The organism is Prosthecobacter sp., assembly GCF_044227185.1.
Classification (GTDB): domain Bacteria; phylum Verrucomicrobiota; class Verrucomicrobiia; order Verrucomicrobiales; family Verrucomicrobiaceae; genus Prosthecobacter.
On record NZ_JBGAFO010000004.1, the window covers coordinates 495,073 to 510,008 of the forward strand.

General features: G+C 62.6%; 12 protein-coding genes. 5 read left to right on the forward strand and 7 right to left on the reverse strand.

All coding sequences use genetic code 11. From position 1 onward, the window contains the following. Positions 1–11: 11 nt before the first annotated feature. A complete protein-coding gene (gene lexA / locus ACILSQ_RS12545) occupies positions 12–641 on the reverse strand; it encodes a transcriptional repressor LexA (protein ID WP_395743977.1) in 630 nt (209 codons plus the stop codon). A gap of 92 nt (positions 642–733) precedes the next feature. Here lexA and ACILSQ_RS12550 point away from each other — a divergent pair, with 92 nt between their 5' ends. Continuing rightward, positions 734–1,405, forward strand: a complete 672-nt coding sequence (locus ACILSQ_RS12550) for a tetratricopeptide repeat protein (protein ID WP_395743978.1) — start codon at positions 734–736, stop codon at positions 1,403–1,405. A 3-nt stretch (positions 1,406–1,408) separates the two neighbouring features. Then, the gene (locus ACILSQ_RS12555; RefSeq protein WP_395743979.1) at positions 1,409–2,602 is read left to right on the forward strand and encodes an aminotransferase class I/II-fold pyridoxal phosphate-dependent enzyme; all 1,194 of its coding nucleotides are present in this window, start codon (positions 1,409–1,411) and stop codon (positions 2,600–2,602) included. On the opposite strand, the gene ACILSQ_RS12560 is transcribed toward ACILSQ_RS12555, so the two are convergent. Continuing rightward, positions 2,579–3,190, reverse strand: a complete 612-nt coding sequence (locus ACILSQ_RS12560; RefSeq protein WP_395743980.1) for a matrixin family metalloprotease — start codon at positions 3,188–3,190, stop codon at positions 2,579–2,581. The two genes, ACILSQ_RS12555 and ACILSQ_RS12560, sit on opposite strands and share 24 nt — an antisense overlap. Positions 3,191–3,466: 276 nt before the next feature. Between ACILSQ_RS12560 and ACILSQ_RS12565 the strand changes: the two genes are divergently transcribed. From ACILSQ_RS12565 to ACILSQ_RS12575, 3 genes are all read left to right on the forward strand, one after another. Next, positions 3,467–4,354, forward strand: coding sequence for a hypothetical protein (locus ACILSQ_RS12565; protein ID WP_395743981.1), 888 nt, complete (start codon positions 3,467–3,469; stop codon positions 4,352–4,354). 1,014 nt (positions 4,355–5,368) lie between these two features. Beyond that, the gene (locus ACILSQ_RS12570; RefSeq protein WP_395743982.1) at positions 5,369–6,346 is read left to right on the forward strand and encodes a hypothetical protein; all 978 of its coding nucleotides are present in this window, start codon (positions 5,369–5,371) and stop codon (positions 6,344–6,346) included. 122 nt (positions 6,347–6,468) lie between these two features. Continuing rightward, on the forward strand, positions 6,469–8,145 hold the full coding sequence (locus ACILSQ_RS12575) for a dihydroxy-acid dehydratase (protein WP_395743983.1): 1,677 nt from the start codon (positions 6,469–6,471) through the stop codon (positions 8,143–8,145). Between the two features lie 105 nt (positions 8,146–8,250). Here ACILSQ_RS12575 and pdxA read toward each other — a convergent pair whose 3' ends face one another. The 5 genes from pdxA to ACILSQ_RS12600 are packed head-to-tail and all read right to left on the reverse strand — an operon-like array spanning position 8,251 to position 14,914. Beyond that, complete coding sequence (pdxA, locus tag ACILSQ_RS12580; protein ID WP_395743984.1) at positions 8,251–9,246, reverse strand: 4-hydroxythreonine-4-phosphate dehydrogenase PdxA; 996 nt, start codon at positions 9,244–9,246, stop codon at positions 8,251–8,253. A 16-nt stretch (positions 9,247–9,262) separates the two neighbouring features. After that, positions 9,263–10,105, reverse strand: coding sequence for an alpha/beta fold hydrolase (locus tag ACILSQ_RS12585; RefSeq protein ID WP_395743985.1), 843 nt, complete (start codon positions 10,103–10,105; stop codon positions 9,263–9,265). After that, positions 10,102–10,545, reverse strand: coding sequence for a hypothetical protein (locus ACILSQ_RS12590; protein WP_395743986.1), 444 nt, complete (start codon positions 10,543–10,545; stop codon positions 10,102–10,104). Before ACILSQ_RS12590 ends, ACILSQ_RS12585 begins: the two co-directional genes overlap by 4 nt. Beyond that, entirely contained in the window at positions 10,542–11,954 is a 1,413-nt protein-coding gene (locus ACILSQ_RS12595; protein WP_395743987.1) for a DUF1501 domain-containing protein, read from the reverse strand. The genes ACILSQ_RS12590 and ACILSQ_RS12595 overlap by 4 nt, the downstream gene beginning before the upstream one ends. Next, positions 11,951–14,914 carry a PSD1 and planctomycete cytochrome C domain-containing protein gene (locus ACILSQ_RS12600; protein ID WP_395743988.1) on the reverse strand — a complete coding sequence of 988 codons (2,964 nt, stop codon included), beginning with the start codon at positions 14,912–14,914 and terminating at the stop codon, positions 11,951–11,953. The genes ACILSQ_RS12595 and ACILSQ_RS12600 overlap by 4 nt, the downstream gene beginning before the upstream one ends. Positions 14,915–14,936 lie beyond the last annotated feature (22 nt).

The following is a 14,936-nucleotide window of genomic DNA, read 5'->3' on the forward strand; positions in this document are numbered from 1 at the left end:
ACGGGCCGGTCTCAGCGCACGTGGCGGATGAGACCGATCATCACGCCCTGGATGAGAAGCTCACGCGCCGGCAGCAGATCCGGAAACTCAGGATTCTCCGCCTGCAGGTAGGGCTGGGAATCTTTGATGAGGTAGCGCTTCAGCGTACTCTCGCCATCGATGAGCGCGGCGACGATGTCACGCGGCCTCGGCTCGCGGATTTCGAGAATCACGATGTCGCCGTCGCCGATGAGCGCGCCGATCATGGACTCACCGCGCACTTTGAGCGCAAAGCTCTTGGCCGTGCGCGGAATGCCGAGGGTGTTCACATCCACGGAGATGCAGCGGTCCGCATGCTGCACCATGTCCGCCGCGGCCATGCCGGCGGGGATTTGACCGAAGACCGGAATATCGACGATCTCCGCGCGATCCAGATCCTCCGGAAACACCACGGCGCGGGCCTTGTGCGCATGGCGCTGGATGACGCCTTTCTTTTCCAGCGCCCGCAGGTGGCTCATGGCGGCGGTCTGGCTGGAGAAACCAAAGTGGCGCTGGATGTCACGCGTGGAGGGCATGACGCCGTTGCTGCGCTGATAGCTGCGCAGATACTCCAGCAGTTCCTGCTGGCGGGCCGTGAGGCGGGAGTCAGTGTCGGTGAACATGGGCGAAGGGATGGCTGTTCGTGCGAACATTCCCTCTCATCCTCAGGATGCAAGATCTTTTCCTTCGCCCATTTCAGCGCAATAGTCCGGCCATGTTGATTTCGACCCCCCTGAGAATCTCCGCGCTGCTCCTGCTGGCGGTGCTCTGCCATGCGCAGGAGGCCGCGCCCATGAACCCGGCGAAAATGGAAAAGACCGGCATGCTGCCCCCTTTTACCAAAGTGCTGGGTGAGCGCGCAGCCGCGGCATTTGGCAAACAGGACTGGCCCGCCGCACGGAAGGCCTACCTGGAAATGCTGGAGCTCGATGACGGCAACGCTCTCATCTGGGCCAATCTGGGCGCGGTGGAGCAGCAGGCGGGGGATGTGAAACGCGCCATCGAGTGCTTTGAGAAGTCGGTGCAGATCAACCCGCAGCTCGCGCAGACGTGGACGGCGCTGGGGCTGCTGCTGCAAAAACAGGGAGACACCTACCGCGCCATCTCCTGCTTTGCCCGCGCCATTCACGAGGATCCAGAAGACGCCCGTGCGCACAACTACCTCGCCATCGCCGCCAAAGGGCTGGGCTGGACGGATGCTGCCGAGGCCGAGCTGGGGCGCGCCATTGAACTGAAGCCCGACTACGGCATCGCTCATTTCAACATGGCGCTGATGCTTCTGGAGCGCCGCCCGCCCGCCATCGAACTGGCGCGCCAGCATTATGAAAAGGCGCTGACACTGGGCGTGGCGAAGGACGATGTGGTGGAACGCCGCCTGAAGGAGTAGCCCATGCAGGAACAGCAGCCCGCCTGGACCCTCCAAGCCCAGCTCGAAGAACTGCGTGAGCAGGGCCTCTGGCGCGAGCTGCGCCCGCTGGATGAGGTGAGCGGCGTCACGGTGCGCTGCGATGGCCGCGAGCGGATCAATTTTTCCTCCAACGACTACCTGGGCCTGGCGCATTCCAGCGAAATGCAGAGCGCGCTGGCGGAGGGCATCGCCAAATACAGCGGGGGCTCCGGCGCCTCGCGGCTGGTGTGCGGCACCCACCGCGCCCATGCCGCGCTGGAGGAGGCGCTGGCGGACTTCAAGCAGACGGAGGCCGCGCTGACCTTCAGCAGCGGATTTGCCGTGGCCCTGGGCGCCCTCCCGGCGCTGCTGGGGCCGGGCGACACGATCATCCTGGACAAGCTCTGCCACGCCAGCCTCGTGGATGCCGCACGCTTGAGCGGCGCGACGATCCGCGTCTTCCCGCACAATCACCTCGAAAAACTGGAGCGCCTGCTGCAGACCGCGAAAGGACGCGTCCTCGTGGTGACGGAATCGATTTTCAGCATGGATGGCGACGCGGCGCCGCTGCGCGAGATCGTGGCGCTCAAGGCCAGGTACGGAGCGTGGCTGCTGGTGGACGAGGCGCACGCCGTGGGCGTGCTGGGTCCGGAGGGGCGCGGCCTGGCCGCGGAGCTCGGGGTGGACTCCGAGGTGGACCTGCATCTCGGCACGCTGAGCAAGGCCTTCGGCCTCAGCGGCGGCTATCTGGCCGGCTCACGACAGGTCATTGATCTGCTGATCAACCGCGCGCGCAGTTTCATTTATTCCACCGCCCCCCCGGTCCATCTGGCCCATGCGCTGGGGATCATTTTGGAGACGATTCGCAGCGAAAAGGGAGACGCCTTGAGAGCGCAGGTTCGCAGCCACGTCTTGCAGATGCAAAGCCTGCTCTCCGTCATGAACATGGCTTCGGAGCCCGTCTCCGGCGCCATTCTGCCGGTGATTGTGGGGGAGGCCTCGCGGGCTTTGCAGATCAGCGCCCGTCTGGGCGAAGCCGGGTTCCTCATTCCCTGCATCCGCTACCCCACGGTCGCACGCGGCAGCGCCAGGCTGCGGATCACCGTCAGCGCCCTGCACACCTCCGGCCAGATTCAGGCGCTTGGCGCCGCGCTGCGGGAGGCGCTGTGCTCCTCAGGGCTGGAGAGTCTGGCCTGAAATCTCCAGCGCGCGTTTTCTCGCGTCCATGATCTCCTGCCGGTTCAAAGCGGTGCCGTTTCTGGCCGAAGCCATCAGACTGTCGCGCTCCTGGCGGTGCTGAAGGTGCAAAACGTGCCCCAGCTCATGCGCCGTGACACGGGCCACGATGTTCTCAGTGCCGCCGGAAACCCGGTGGAATTCAGGATTTTCGCACACCACCACCGGCTCGCCGTAAAAGAAACCGTTGGGGCCCATGTCCTTCACAAAACAGACATCGATGGCGGTGGGGCTGAATTTGTCCGTCGGGATCGCGGTTTTCACCCAGTTGCGGTCCTTGATGTACCATCGTTTGGCAGGCACCTCCAAGGCCTGCAGGGTGCTGGTTCCCTCCAGTTCAAAGCGGATGCCCGCCTGGGACCAGATGACATTGACTTCGTCAAGGATGGCATTCACTTCTTTTTCCGTAAGCGTGGTTTGCAGCCTCGGATTCGCAATGGACTGCATCAGGTGCGCCCGGACTTTCAAGGTGAGTACAGGAAAGGGCTCGTGGGAATGCACAGGCAGCGACCACAGGGCGAGAAGGAGGAAAATCAGCAGGCGCGGCATGAAAAAAAGTTTAGCAGCCCCCACAATTCGTTCAACCAGGATGATCTGACGTGCCTTCCACAAACGCCGGGCAGAGGCCGAAATCAGGGAAAAACGAGATTATCACGGGCCAAAAAAAATGCTCTGAAATTAAAGAAAATGCTTTCCAGCAGTTACAGCCGCTGCTAGTTTCAGAACTGAACGGCTCACGTACTTTGGGACAAAACCTCGTTTTGTTCCAACTCATGCGAGTGTCCGACCTCAAACCAACCAACCTAATACCAACCTGATCAGACTATGAAATTGAACGCATTGCTGAAAACGCTGGGGTTCTTGGCTCTGGCCGCCACTCCCGTCGTGGCTGGACCATCCGCCCCTGTCAAAAACCCCATCGCTCCCGCTCCCGTGAACGATGACCTGGGCATCACCGCCTCCCTTGGCTATGACACCAACTACGTGTGGCGTGGCCTGAACATCGGCAGCCACTGGGTCCGTGCCGGCCTCAATGGCTCCGTCCTCCTCGTTGGTGGCGCCGCTGAAGACGGCGCTGGCAGCACCGCCCTTAACTGGGACGTGCAGTACGGCTCCCTCGCGGGCGACCAGGACCACCTTTTTGCTGGCGGCTTCGGCAATGCCTCCTTCCAGCGCGTTCAGCTCGGCGCCGCGCTGTCGCATGACTTCGGTCCTGCTTCCGTGAACCTGGGCTACCGCTACTACCGCAACATGGGCGTGCTCGGCGGCCTTGGCGGCATGAATGATGGTCAGGAAGTCAGCCTTGGCTTTGCCACGGCTCTCGGCCCGATCAACCTCAGCTCCAGCGGCAACTATGACTTCGTGAACAACTACTGGTACTTCGACCTCAATGCGAGCTCGACCATCGCTGTCACGGACGCCATCAGCATCGTGCCCTACGCCACCCTCGGCTACGGTCACAACATGAACTGGCAGTTCGCCAAGAACACCGGCGTCTCCACCACCTGGAACCGCAACAACGTCTCCAACTGGACGGCGGTCACCACCGGCATCCAGCTTCCGATCAAGCTGAACAGCCGCGCCACCCTGACCCCCTACATCGCGGTGAACATCCCGATGAGCGGCGTCAACAACCTGCCGATCGCCGCGACCTCCCACACCGCCTACAACACGGTGCTGTTCGGTGGCGTGACCCTCAGCGTCCGCTTCTAATCCTGTCCGTTCTCTGAACGGCTCGATTCAACCCTTCAAGGTTAACCTCCCGGCGAAAGCCGTCAACCGCCTACAACACGGTGCTGTTCGGTGGCGTGACCCTCAGCGTCCGCTTCTAATCCTGTCCGTTCTCTGAACGGCTCGATTCAACCCTTCAAGGTTAACCTCCCGGCGAAAGCCGGGAGGTTTTTTGTTTTTGGGCGGTTGTCACGCACGAAAAAGCGGACTTCCCGGCCAGGAATCTTTTGAACCGCGGTGTGGGCAGCTCTGCATTCAGACACTGAGACACGGTTGTTTAAAAACAGGTCTGTCTTCGGCAGCAGGCGTTGTGCCCTGAGACTGCAGATGTCGGCCTTGTTCTCGCTGTCCCGGCTGCGTATTTCACGCAGAGCGGTGCATGCCGGATCGCAAGGACAGATGTGGCGGCAGCCCGTCCGCCTCTCAGCGTGCGGTAAACACGATGGCCTGCGAACGTTTTCGCTGTCGGCCGGTTTGGTGGTGCGTGCTGTGGGAGAAGCAACGCCCTCGACGCCAAACACGACCAACCTGCAGCCCGAGTGGTATGCTCTGCGCCTGTTTGAGGACAGGTAACAGGTCTCTGCCGTGAGGGGAACACAGACCCATTTTCAAGCGTTCGTAGCATGAATCCCGGTGCCCGCCCCATTGGCACGAAACTCAGGGGAGCGACAGGTCATCACGGCCGCCTGCAGCTCCCTTTCTGGGCAGGCGCGATCTAAGACAGATCATGGGGAAAGGCATCCCTCCCCGATGGTAGCCTCATGCCCTCCATCAGGGGAGGGCCGGTCGGTAATGGAACTACTCCTGCCCCCGGCCAAAAGCCGGCTCAGCGCAGGGAGGAGGCAGCTCCAACCAGCCGAATCTTTAGCGAGCGGGGGCTGCAGTAGTTTCCAGAACTTGGCACGCCCCCTGCTTTCTCCTCCCAGTGCAAGCTGCACTGCCATCCCGGCCAGTTCAGCGCCTCAACACCAACAATAACTAAACTCGACCCAACACATGAAGCCCAAAAGCATGACATCATTCATTGCCAAGTCGGTGACCGTTCTTGCTGCCTGTGCAGCGCTGAACGCCTCCGCCGACACCCCGGCAGCCAAAGGCCCTGCCGCCAAGAACCCCGTCCCGCCTCCTGCTGAACCCGGAGCCCTCTTCGACTCCATCGGCGCCACCTTCGACGCCGGCTTCGACAGCCGCTACTACTTCCGCGGTCTGTGGTTCGCCGACAACATCATGTGGAGCGCCTTCAACCTCTCCGTGCCGATCATCGGTGGTTCCGGTGAGGATGGCGCGGGTGCTCTGACCTGGGGCATCGGTGGTGCCTACATCAACACTGCGGGCACTCCCTACCCGCGCGCGGGTGCGGGTTCGCCCAAGAGCGCATCCGGCTTCCAATATTCTGAAGTCGATGCCATCACCAGCCTGAACTACAACGCGGGATGGGCCAAGTTCGGAATGCAGTACCAATACTACTTCTATCCGGACAACTACGGTGGCAGCATGTTCGGTGCTCCCAACGCAGGCAACGACCCTGAATTCGGACTGAAAGGCGCGGGTGAGCTGGGCTGGACGGTTGCTGTGCCGATCAAGGCCTTCAACATCTACGCCGGCTACTACTATGACTTCCGGGTCAATGGTCAGTATATCTCCCTCGGAGCGGACTACACCTTCGCCGTCAATGACTGGCTGAGCATTGTGCCTTCCTTCGCGACCGGCTTCGGCATTGACTACTACACTGGCAATGGCTCCGGCAGCGTGCCTACAAGCGTCATGACGGGCAACAGAGGTCAAAGCCTGAACAATGTTCCCACGACTGGTTTCACCCACCAGCTCTACACCATCGCCGTGCCGATCAAGCTGACCAAGGCCGTGACCCTCACGACCTACGTCGCCCTGAACCACAGCGACAGGCTGCGTGCCGCCCTTAACACGACTCAGAACGAGTTCTACTGGGGCACCAAGCTCAGCTTCGCGTTCTAATCCCACGGGGCCTTGCGCCTTTCACAAGTCCTATCAGTTAAGCATGCTCCCGGTCAGTTCGTTCGCTGGCCGGGAGCTTTTGTTTTGGCGCGGAGCGTCTTTCCGTCTAGCATCCGCGCCGCATGACTGAACACCCTCTCAACTGGAACTCGAGCAATCTCACCCACGGCTGGCAGCGCGGCGTCACCGCCTTTTTCTGGGGCCTGGGTTTTAAGGAGGAAGATTTCGACAAGGCGCAGATCGGCATCGGCACGCCGCTGCTCGACGGCAACATCTGCAACGTCCATGCGCACGAGCTCGCCCAGCTCATCGCCCAGGGCTGCAAGGACGCCGGACTCATCGGCTTTCCCTTCGGTGTCTCGCCCGTGAGCGACAACATCACGCAGGGCAACGTCGGCGGCGCAGCATCTCTGTGCTCGCGCAATCTCATGGCGAATGGTGCGGAGATGATCTGCACCTCGCATTGCTACGATGCGCTGATCGGCCTGCATCATTGCGACAAAAACGGCCCCGCCTTTGCCATGGCCCTGGCGCGCACCAATTATCCCGGCCTCATCGTCAATGGCGGCAGCATCATGCCCGGCTGCCACAAGGGGCACTCCACCTCCATCCTTGATGTGTATGATGCCGCTGCGAAGGAAAAGCAGGGCACCATGAGCTACGAGGAGTCCGAGCAGATCATCCGCACCGCATGCCCCGGCGCGGGCGGTTGTGGCATCGCGGCCTCGTTCAACACCTGGGGCATCGCGCTGGAGGCCATGGGCCTCAGCCTGCCGGACACCTCCTCCATGCCCGCCATTGAGGCTGGCAAACGTGCAGAATGCCTGCGCGTGGGCAAAGCCGTGCGCCGGCTGCTGGAGATGAACCTGCGTCCGCGCGACATCATCACCAAGGCCTCGCTCACCAACGCCATGACCGCCATCTGCGCCATCGGCGGCTCCACCAATGGCGTCCTGCACATCCTTGCGGTGGCACGTGAAGCAGGAGTCGATTTCACCCTGCGTGACGTGCAGGCCATCGCCCGCCGCACACCGGTGCTGTGCAACTTTGCCCCGCGCGGCCGCGGCACCATGGTGGACCTGCACCGCCTGGGCGGCACGACGATGCTGCTGAAGCACATCATGAAAACCGGTCTGCTGGACGGCTCCTGCATGACCGTCACCGGCCAGACGCTGGCGGAAAATCTGGCCAACGCCGCCGAAGTCCCCTTCCCCAACGAGCTCATCGCGCCCATTGAGGAGCCCTTCAAGGAGTTCGCCGACATTCAGATCTGCTTTGGCAACCTGGCGCCGGATGGCGTGGTCTTCAAAGTCTCCTCGCTGGATGAGCCGAAGTTCCGCGGCAAGGCCATCTGCTTCCACGACTCCAAAGGTGTCTCCGATGCTGCCGCCGCAGGCCGCATCAAGCCCGGCCACATCGTCGTCATCCGTGGCTGCGGCCCCGTGGCCCTGGGCATGCCGGAAATGCACGTGGCCAGCGCCGCACTCGCCGTGCCGGAGCTCTACGGCAAAGTCGCCCTGCTTTCAGACACCCGTGTCTCCGGTGTCTCCGGCGGGGCTGTGGGCGTGCATTGCAGCCCGGAAGCCGCCGTGGGTGGCCCCATCGCCGCCGTACAGGATGGAGATGACATCGAGTTCGACCTGCTCGCAGGCACCATTCATGTGGATGCGGATCTCGACTCCCGTCCGCGCACCATTCCCGCGGTCAAGCACCCCTTTGGCTACCTCGCCGACTTCGCCGCCACGGTCACCCAGGCCCATCAAGGCTGCGTGCCCCGCTGGGTGGCTGATCGCAAGTAGCCTTGTTGCTGCGCAAAAAGGGAGCGCTTCCGCCACATCCATATCCTGCGGCCTGCCCAGCACGTGGGACTCCGTTCGGGACTCCCCTGTTCCGCAGGAACACGGCTACTTCGCCATCTTCGCCGCCAGCAGCACCGCCTCCACCAGACTGCGGCCATTGGCCTTGCCCTGCCAGGCGATGTCACAGGCGGTGCCGTGATCCACACTCGTCCGCGGCACTGGCAGGCCCAGGGTTGTATTGACGGCTGTGTCAAACGCCAGCGCCTTCAGCGGAATGAGTGCCTGATCGTGATACAGGCAGATGTAGGCGTCCACCACCCGACGCTTGGATGCAATGAAGGCCGTGTCCGGCGGCAGCGGCCCTTCGATCGTATGTCCCTTCGCCCGCGCCGCCTCAATGGCCGGCGCGATGATCTTTTCCTCTTCCCCTCGCCCGAACAAACCGTGCTCGCCTGCATGCGGATTGAGCCCGCACACCGCGATGCGCGGCTTTTTGCCCCGCACCCGCTGCACGGCCTCAGCCGTGAGCTCGATCACATCCAGAATGCGCTGTGTCGTCAAAGCCGGCACCACGTCCTGGTAGCCGATATGCACCGTCACCAGGCTGCAGATCATCTCCTCGGAAAAAAACGTCATGCAGCTGCGCTTCGCTTGCATCTTCTCGGCAAACATCTCCGTGTGCCCGGGGTACTTGATGCCCGCGGCATGCAGGGCCTCCTTGTTCAGCGGAGCCGTGGCCACGGCGGCCACCTGCCCGGCCAACGCGGCCTCGATGCTCTTTTCCACATAACGGTAACCCGCTGCTCCCGTCCTGGCGCTCACTGTTCCGGGAGTGAAGTCCTCCGCATCGAAACCAAACACGTCCAGCACCGCCGGCTCATCGAGGCTTCCGCACTTCTCCGCCCATCCGATCTCGCTAATGATGCGCCGAGGCGCCGGCAGCCCGGTCTGCCGCGCACAGCGGGAGAGCAGCCGCGCATCCCCAAACACCACGGGCGTGGCGTGCTCGCACACGGCCTCGTTGGCGAGCAGTTGCAGACAGATTTCAGGACCGACCCCGGCTGGGTCTCCCATGGTGATGGCAATGAGTGGCTTGGGCATGAACCGCCACTCTGACTCAACGCAGCACCTTGTCGAGAAACTTGGCAACGATGGCCGTGCGTTCCTCATCATAAAACTCCGCGCCGCCATGCAGGCTGCCAGGCAGCATGACCAGCGTCACCGGCAGTCCCAGCGCCTCATAGGCCTTGGCAAGCTCCTGCGACTGCTGCGGCGGCATCTGTGGATCCGCATCGCCATGAATGAGCAGCAGCGGCGGGTCTTTTTTGTCCAGATGAGCCACCGGGCTCGCGAGCCTCGCCAGCTCTGGCTTTTTATCCGGCGTGTCTCCCAGCAGCAGCTTCAGCGCCGGAATACGGAACTCCAGGCCCTTCGGCGTGCTTTGCGCCAGAATCGTCTCCAGGTTCGAAGCGCCGTAATAGCTCACGATCACCTGCACATCGCTGCTTTGGTCCAGGTGGCCGCCCACCTTGCCTTCCAGCTCCTGATTGCCATTGGTCACTCCCACCAGCGCCGCCAGATGCCCGCCTGCGGATGAACCCAGGATGCCGATCTTGCCCGCGTTGATGTGATACTCGCCGGCCTTGGCCCGCAGAAACCGAATGGCCGCCTTGATGTCATGCACCTGCGCCGGAAACTGCGCCTGCGGGGACAGCCGGTAGTCCACGCTCGCGATGGCGTAGCCTTTGTCATACAGGTCCACGATCGGCGTGTCCTTCTTGGATCCGGCCCGCCAGCCGCCGCCATGCACGTAAACAAGCAGGGGCGGATTTTCCCCCGCCGGCCGGTGCAGGTCCAGCTTCAGTGAAAGCTCGCCCACCTTGGCGTATTCAATGTCTGTCTGGGTGTCCGCGAAGGCTGCGGAGGTCAGGAAAACCAGGGCGAAAAACAGTTTCTTCATGCCTCGAACTTCATCTGCTCCGCCGGGACTTCCAGTGTGATTTTCGTGCCATACTCCAGTCCCTCGCTCCACGGCAGCAGCAGCTCCAGCACGTCCGGTTTTTGGAAATGCACGGGCTTGGTGTCAGGATGTGGATAATAAATCCAGCCCTGCACAGGTGCTGCTCCTTCACGATGCACCGTGACATCGAAGAACGAGAAGTCCTCCGCCGGATCTTCCGGGTGCCACTTCAGCGCCCGATACGTGTGCCGCGGCTGCAGCACCCGGTAACTCAGCGGCGCGATGCTGACATTCAGCGTGCCCGGGTAGAACGCGCTCAGGTCCAGCCCCAGTTTTTGGAAATACGGGAGCTGCATGCGCAGCGTGCCGCCGGGAAACTTCGGATTTCCATTCAAGCCGGAAGCCACGCGATGACCTTGGACGATGGTGGCGGGGATCATGCCAGTATCTGTTTGATCACATGGCAGGGCTCCACGCCCGTCAGCTTGAAGTCGAGACCGGCTTTGCTGAAGGTGAGGCGCTCGTGGTCGATGCCCAGGCAGTGCAGAATCGTCGCCTGCAGATCTGCCACGTGCACTTCGTCCTCGACGATGTTGAAGCCCATCTCGTCCGTCGCTCCGAGCGTCACACCACCTTTGATGCCGCCGCCCGCCATCCACATGGTGAAAGCCTGCGGATGATGATCGCGCCCCAGGCTGCGGCCCAGTGACACGCTGGCCTCCACCATCGGCGTGCGCCCAAACTCGCCGCCCCACACCACCAGCGTGCTGTCCAGCAGGCCTCGTTGTTTGAGGTCCTTCACCAGCGCGGCGCTGGCCTGGTCCGTGGCTTTGCAGTTGTTGCGCACGTTGCCTTCCACATTGCTGTGGGCATCCCAGCCCTCGTTGTACACATTGATGAAGCGCACCCCGCGCTCCACCATCCGGCGCGCGAGCAGGCAGGCGCGCGCAAAGGAGGGCACCTTCGGATCGCAGCCATACATTTTCAGCGTGGCCTCGTCTTCCTTGCTGAGATCCATCAGCTCCGGCGCCGAGCTTTGCAGCCGGTAGGCCATCTCGTAGTTCGCGATGCGCGTGGCTGTCTCGCTGTCGCCATCCAGCTTGAGACGGCGCTGATTCATCGCATTGATGAGCTCGATCGTGTCGCGCTGCGTGCCGGCCTCGATGCCCTGCGGCGTGCTCACATTCAAAATCGGATCGCCCGTGTTGCGGAAGCGCGTGCCGGAATACACGCTCGGCAGAAAGCCGCTGCTCCAGCACGCCGCACCACCGCTGATGCCGCTGCCCGTGCTCATGACCACAAAGCTGGGCAGATCGCGCGTATCCGCGCCAAGGCCATAGGTGATCCACGAGCCCATGCTCGGCCGCCCCGGCTGGGAGAAGCCGGTGTTCATGAAAATCTGCGCCGGTGCATGGTTGAACTGCGTGGTGCGGCAGGATTTCACGATCGCGATGTCGTCCACCACCGTGGCCAGATGCGGCAGCACCTCCGAAAGCTCCGCGCCGCACTGCCCATGCTTCGCAAACTTGAAGCGCGGCCCGAGGACCGCCGCATCCGGACGAATGAAGGCATACCGCTGCCCGCCGATGATTGAAGGCGGCAGTGGCTTGCCTTCATACTTGGTCAGCATCGGCTTGTAATCAAACATCTCGAGCTGCGAGGGCGCGCCCGCCATGAACATGTGAATGACGGCCTTGGCCTTCGGCTGGAAATGCGTGGGAGCGGCCACATTCGGGCTCTGCGTCGCGCCATAGGCCGACTCCGCCAGCAGCGATGCCAGCGCGATCTTGCCCGTGCCCACGGCACAGTCCTGGAAGAAATGACGACGGGTGATGTTGGGAGGAATCATGGGTGCGTGATGGCTTCGTCGAGGTTCAGGGCGGCACGGCTCACATCGGTCCAGAGCGTCTCGTCCGTGAGTTTTCGGTCGCGCTGTTTTTGCAGGAAGGCTTTGAGCATCGCCAGTTCATCCGCCGCCGCGGGCCGCGTCGCGATGCGGCGGAAGATGTTTTGCAGACGGTCGTCATCGCTCTGCGATTCGGTCAGCACCTGCTTCGCCATCGCCTGCGCGGCCTCCAGGAACATCTGGTCATTCAGCAGCGTCAGCGCCTGCAGCGGACTGTTGGACACCTCGCGCTTCGCCAGGCAGGATTCACCCGTGGGCGCGTCAAACGTGGTCGCCATGGCAAAGGGCGCGGTGCGTTTGGTGAAGGTGTAGAGGCTGCGGCGGTAGTGGTCCTCCCCTTCGCTGGTCTTCCACTCCACTTTGCCATAGGTGCCCTCGGAGGTGACGCTGGCGGGCTGCGGCGGATACACGCCCGGCCCGCCCATCTTCGGCGAAAGCACCCCTGCAGCCTTCAGCGCCGAATCTCGAATGACCTCCGCATCCAGCCGGAAGCGCGCGCCACGCGCCAGCAGCAGATTCTCCGGATCTTTCTGCGCATGCTCAGGCGTGATGCGGCTGCTCTGCTTGTAGGTGGCGCTCGTCACGATGAGGCGGTGCAGCTTCTTCATCGACCAGCCCTGCCTGGCAAACTCCACCGCCAGCCAGTCCAGCAGTTCGGGATGCGAGGGGGGATCGCTCTGATAGCCAAAATCCTCCAGCGACTTCACAATCCCGCGGCCGAAAAACGCCTGCCACTGGCGGTTCACCGTGACACGTGCCGTCAGCGGATTCTCCGGTGCAAACAGCCACTTTGCAAAGGTGAGCCGGTTGGCGGGCGCATCCTTGGCCAGCGCGGGCAGAAATGCAGGCACCCCGGCCGTCACTTCTTCCTTCGGCTGCAAATATTCGCCGCGATGATAGCGATGCGTCACACGCGGGTTGTTCGCCGCACGCTCCTGCATCACCAGCGTGGCCTGCCCCCGCAGCGGATTTTTCCGCGCCATCAGCAGCGGCTTGGCGATCTTTTCCATTTCAGGCGCCGTCTCCAAAAAGTGCCGCAGCAGCAGCTCGCGCTTTGCGGCATCACCACTGGCCAGCGCCTCCTCCACCTCGGCCGGATGCCCCGTCGCGTCTGCATGATCACTGGTGGTCACGGAAATGCGGAAGTGTCCCAGCGGGCAGGCGAAATGCTTTTCAAACAGCAGCTTCAGGTCAAAGCCGTTGGTGAGATCCACCGGCTGCTCAAAATGAAACACGGCCGCGTGCTGCACGTCGTACCCGCCCAGCACCTGCCAGCCGCTGGACATGTCCCCATCCAGCGTGGCACCGGCGTTGTTCTTCTTTTTCGCGGCGGCTTTCGCCTTGGCCTTGGGATTTGGATTGCTGGCAGCCGCATCGTTGATACGGTCGTCCTCGTCTTCGTTCGTGTCTTCCGCGCGCGCGATCTTCACCCGCTGCCCGTTTTGCGCGGCCTGCACCTCGCTCAAAAAGAAGCCGCCAATAGGTCCCTCATAATACGTCAGTCCCGGTCCACCGCCCGGCAGGCTGGGGTGCGACGTGACCTCAATGCGCAGCGCACGCACGCCTTTGATCGGCGCCTTGAAACTCAAGTCATACACATCACTCTTCGAGATGTCGCCGCTGCCCAGGATAAACCCGTCCGCCTGCTGCTCCAGATGCGGCATGGTCGTTTCCATTTTGGTCGGACGAATGACCTCCCAGTGCGAGGCCCGGTGAGATTCACCCTCCATCCATCCGGCGAAGCGGCTGTCCAGCGCCGCCTTGCCACCGGGGAACTTGCCCGGCAGCTCCGCCGCCAGCACCGCCATCTTTTCAGCCTGCGCCTTCTGCTGCGCCTCGATCTCTGGTGTGGGAATGAAGTACGTCGGCTCGCTCGCATTGTTCAGCAGCGCCAGCGTGCGGTAAAAATCCGTGTGCAGAATGGGGTCATACTTGTGCGTGTGGCACTGGCAGCAGTTCATCGTCAGGCCCATCCACGCCGTGCCGGTGACACTGACGCGGTCCACCATGGCATAAAAGCGATACTCATTCGGATCAATGCCACCCTCCTCATTCAGCATCGTGTTGCGGTGAAAGCCGGTGGCGATCAAGTCCTCCGGCGTCGCATTCGGGAGCATGTCTCCCGCAAGCTGCTTGATGCTGAACTGGTCAAACGGCATGTCCGCATTCAGCGCCCGCACCACCCAGTCGCGATACGGCCAGATCTGCCGCGGCCGGTCCTTCTCAAATCCGTTGGTGTCTGCGTACCTCGCCAGGTCCAGCCAGCGCCGCGCCCAGCGTTCGCCGTATTGCTCGGAGGCCAGCAGGGAGTCCACCAGCTTGTCGTAGGCATCGGGCGCCTTGTCGTTCACAAACGCATCCGCCTCTTTCGCTGTGGGCGGCAGGCCCGTGAGATCGAGATACACCCGGCGCACCAGCGTGTAGCGGTCCGCTTCCGGCGAAGGCTTCAGTCCTTCTTTGTTCAGCCGGTCTTGAATGAACGCATCGATGGGATGCACGCCCGCCACCGGCAGCGGCGCCTGCTTCGGCGGCACATACGCCCAGTGGGCCTCATACGGCGCGCCTTCGGCGACCCACGCCTTCAGCACGTTTTTCGCACTCTCTGGCAGCACCGCCTTCGTGTGCGGCGGCGGCATCACTTCATCCTCATCCGCGGAGAACACGCGCTTGATCACCTCGCTCGCATCCGGCTTCCCGGGCACGATGGCGAGTTCCCCGGATTTGCCCTTTCCAATGGCCGAGTCGCGCAGATCCAGCCTCAGCTTTCCTTTGCGGCCCTGCTCGTCCATGCCGTGGCATTTGAAGCAGTGCTGCGCCAGCACCGGGCGGACGTCGCGGTTGAAATCAACGGCAGATCCGGCGGCGGGCAGGGCAAGGCAGACGAGAAGGGCGTGGCGTGTCATTGGCAGGGGCGGAGAAAACGCC

Excerpts from the sequence above, each read along its gene's own strand:
- lexA (WP_395743977.1), bottom strand. The coding sequence starts at position 641 with ATGTTCACCGACACTGACTCCCGCCTCACGGCCCGCCAGCAGGAACTG.
- ACILSQ_RS12550 (WP_395743978.1), top strand. The coding sequence starts at position 734 with ATGTTGATTTCGACCCCCCTGAGAATCTCCGCGCTGCTCCTGCTGGCG.
- ACILSQ_RS12555 (WP_395743979.1), top strand. The coding sequence starts at position 1,409 with ATGCAGGAACAGCAGCCCGCCTGGACCCTCCAAGCCCAGCTCGAAGAA.
- ACILSQ_RS12560 (WP_395743980.1), bottom strand. The coding sequence starts at position 3,190 with ATGCCGCGCCTGCTGATTTTCCTCCTTCTCGCCCTGTGGTCGCTGCCT.
- ACILSQ_RS12565 (WP_395743981.1), top strand. The coding sequence starts at position 3,467 with ATGAAATTGAACGCATTGCTGAAAACGCTGGGGTTCTTGGCTCTGGCC.
- ACILSQ_RS12570 (WP_395743982.1), top strand. The coding sequence starts at position 5,369 with ATGAAGCCCAAAAGCATGACATCATTCATTGCCAAGTCGGTGACCGTT.
- ACILSQ_RS12575 (WP_395743983.1), top strand. The coding sequence starts at position 6,469 with ATGACTGAACACCCTCTCAACTGGAACTCGAGCAATCTCACCCACGGC.
- pdxA (WP_395743984.1), bottom strand. The coding sequence starts at position 9,246 with ATGCCCAAGCCACTCATTGCCATCACCATGGGAGACCCAGCCGGGGTC.
- ACILSQ_RS12585 (WP_395743985.1), bottom strand. The coding sequence starts at position 10,105 with ATGAAGAAACTGTTTTTCGCCCTGGTTTTCCTGACCTCCGCAGCCTTC.
- ACILSQ_RS12590 (WP_395743986.1), bottom strand. The coding sequence starts at position 10,545 with ATGATCCCCGCCACCATCGTCCAAGGTCATCGCGTGGCTTCCGGCTTG.
- ACILSQ_RS12595 (WP_395743987.1), bottom strand. The coding sequence starts at position 11,954 with ATGATTCCTCCCAACATCACCCGTCGTCATTTCTTCCAGGACTGTGCC.
- ACILSQ_RS12600 (WP_395743988.1), bottom strand. The coding sequence starts at position 14,914 with ATGACACGCCACGCCCTTCTCGTCTGCCTTGCCCTGCCCGCCGCCGGA.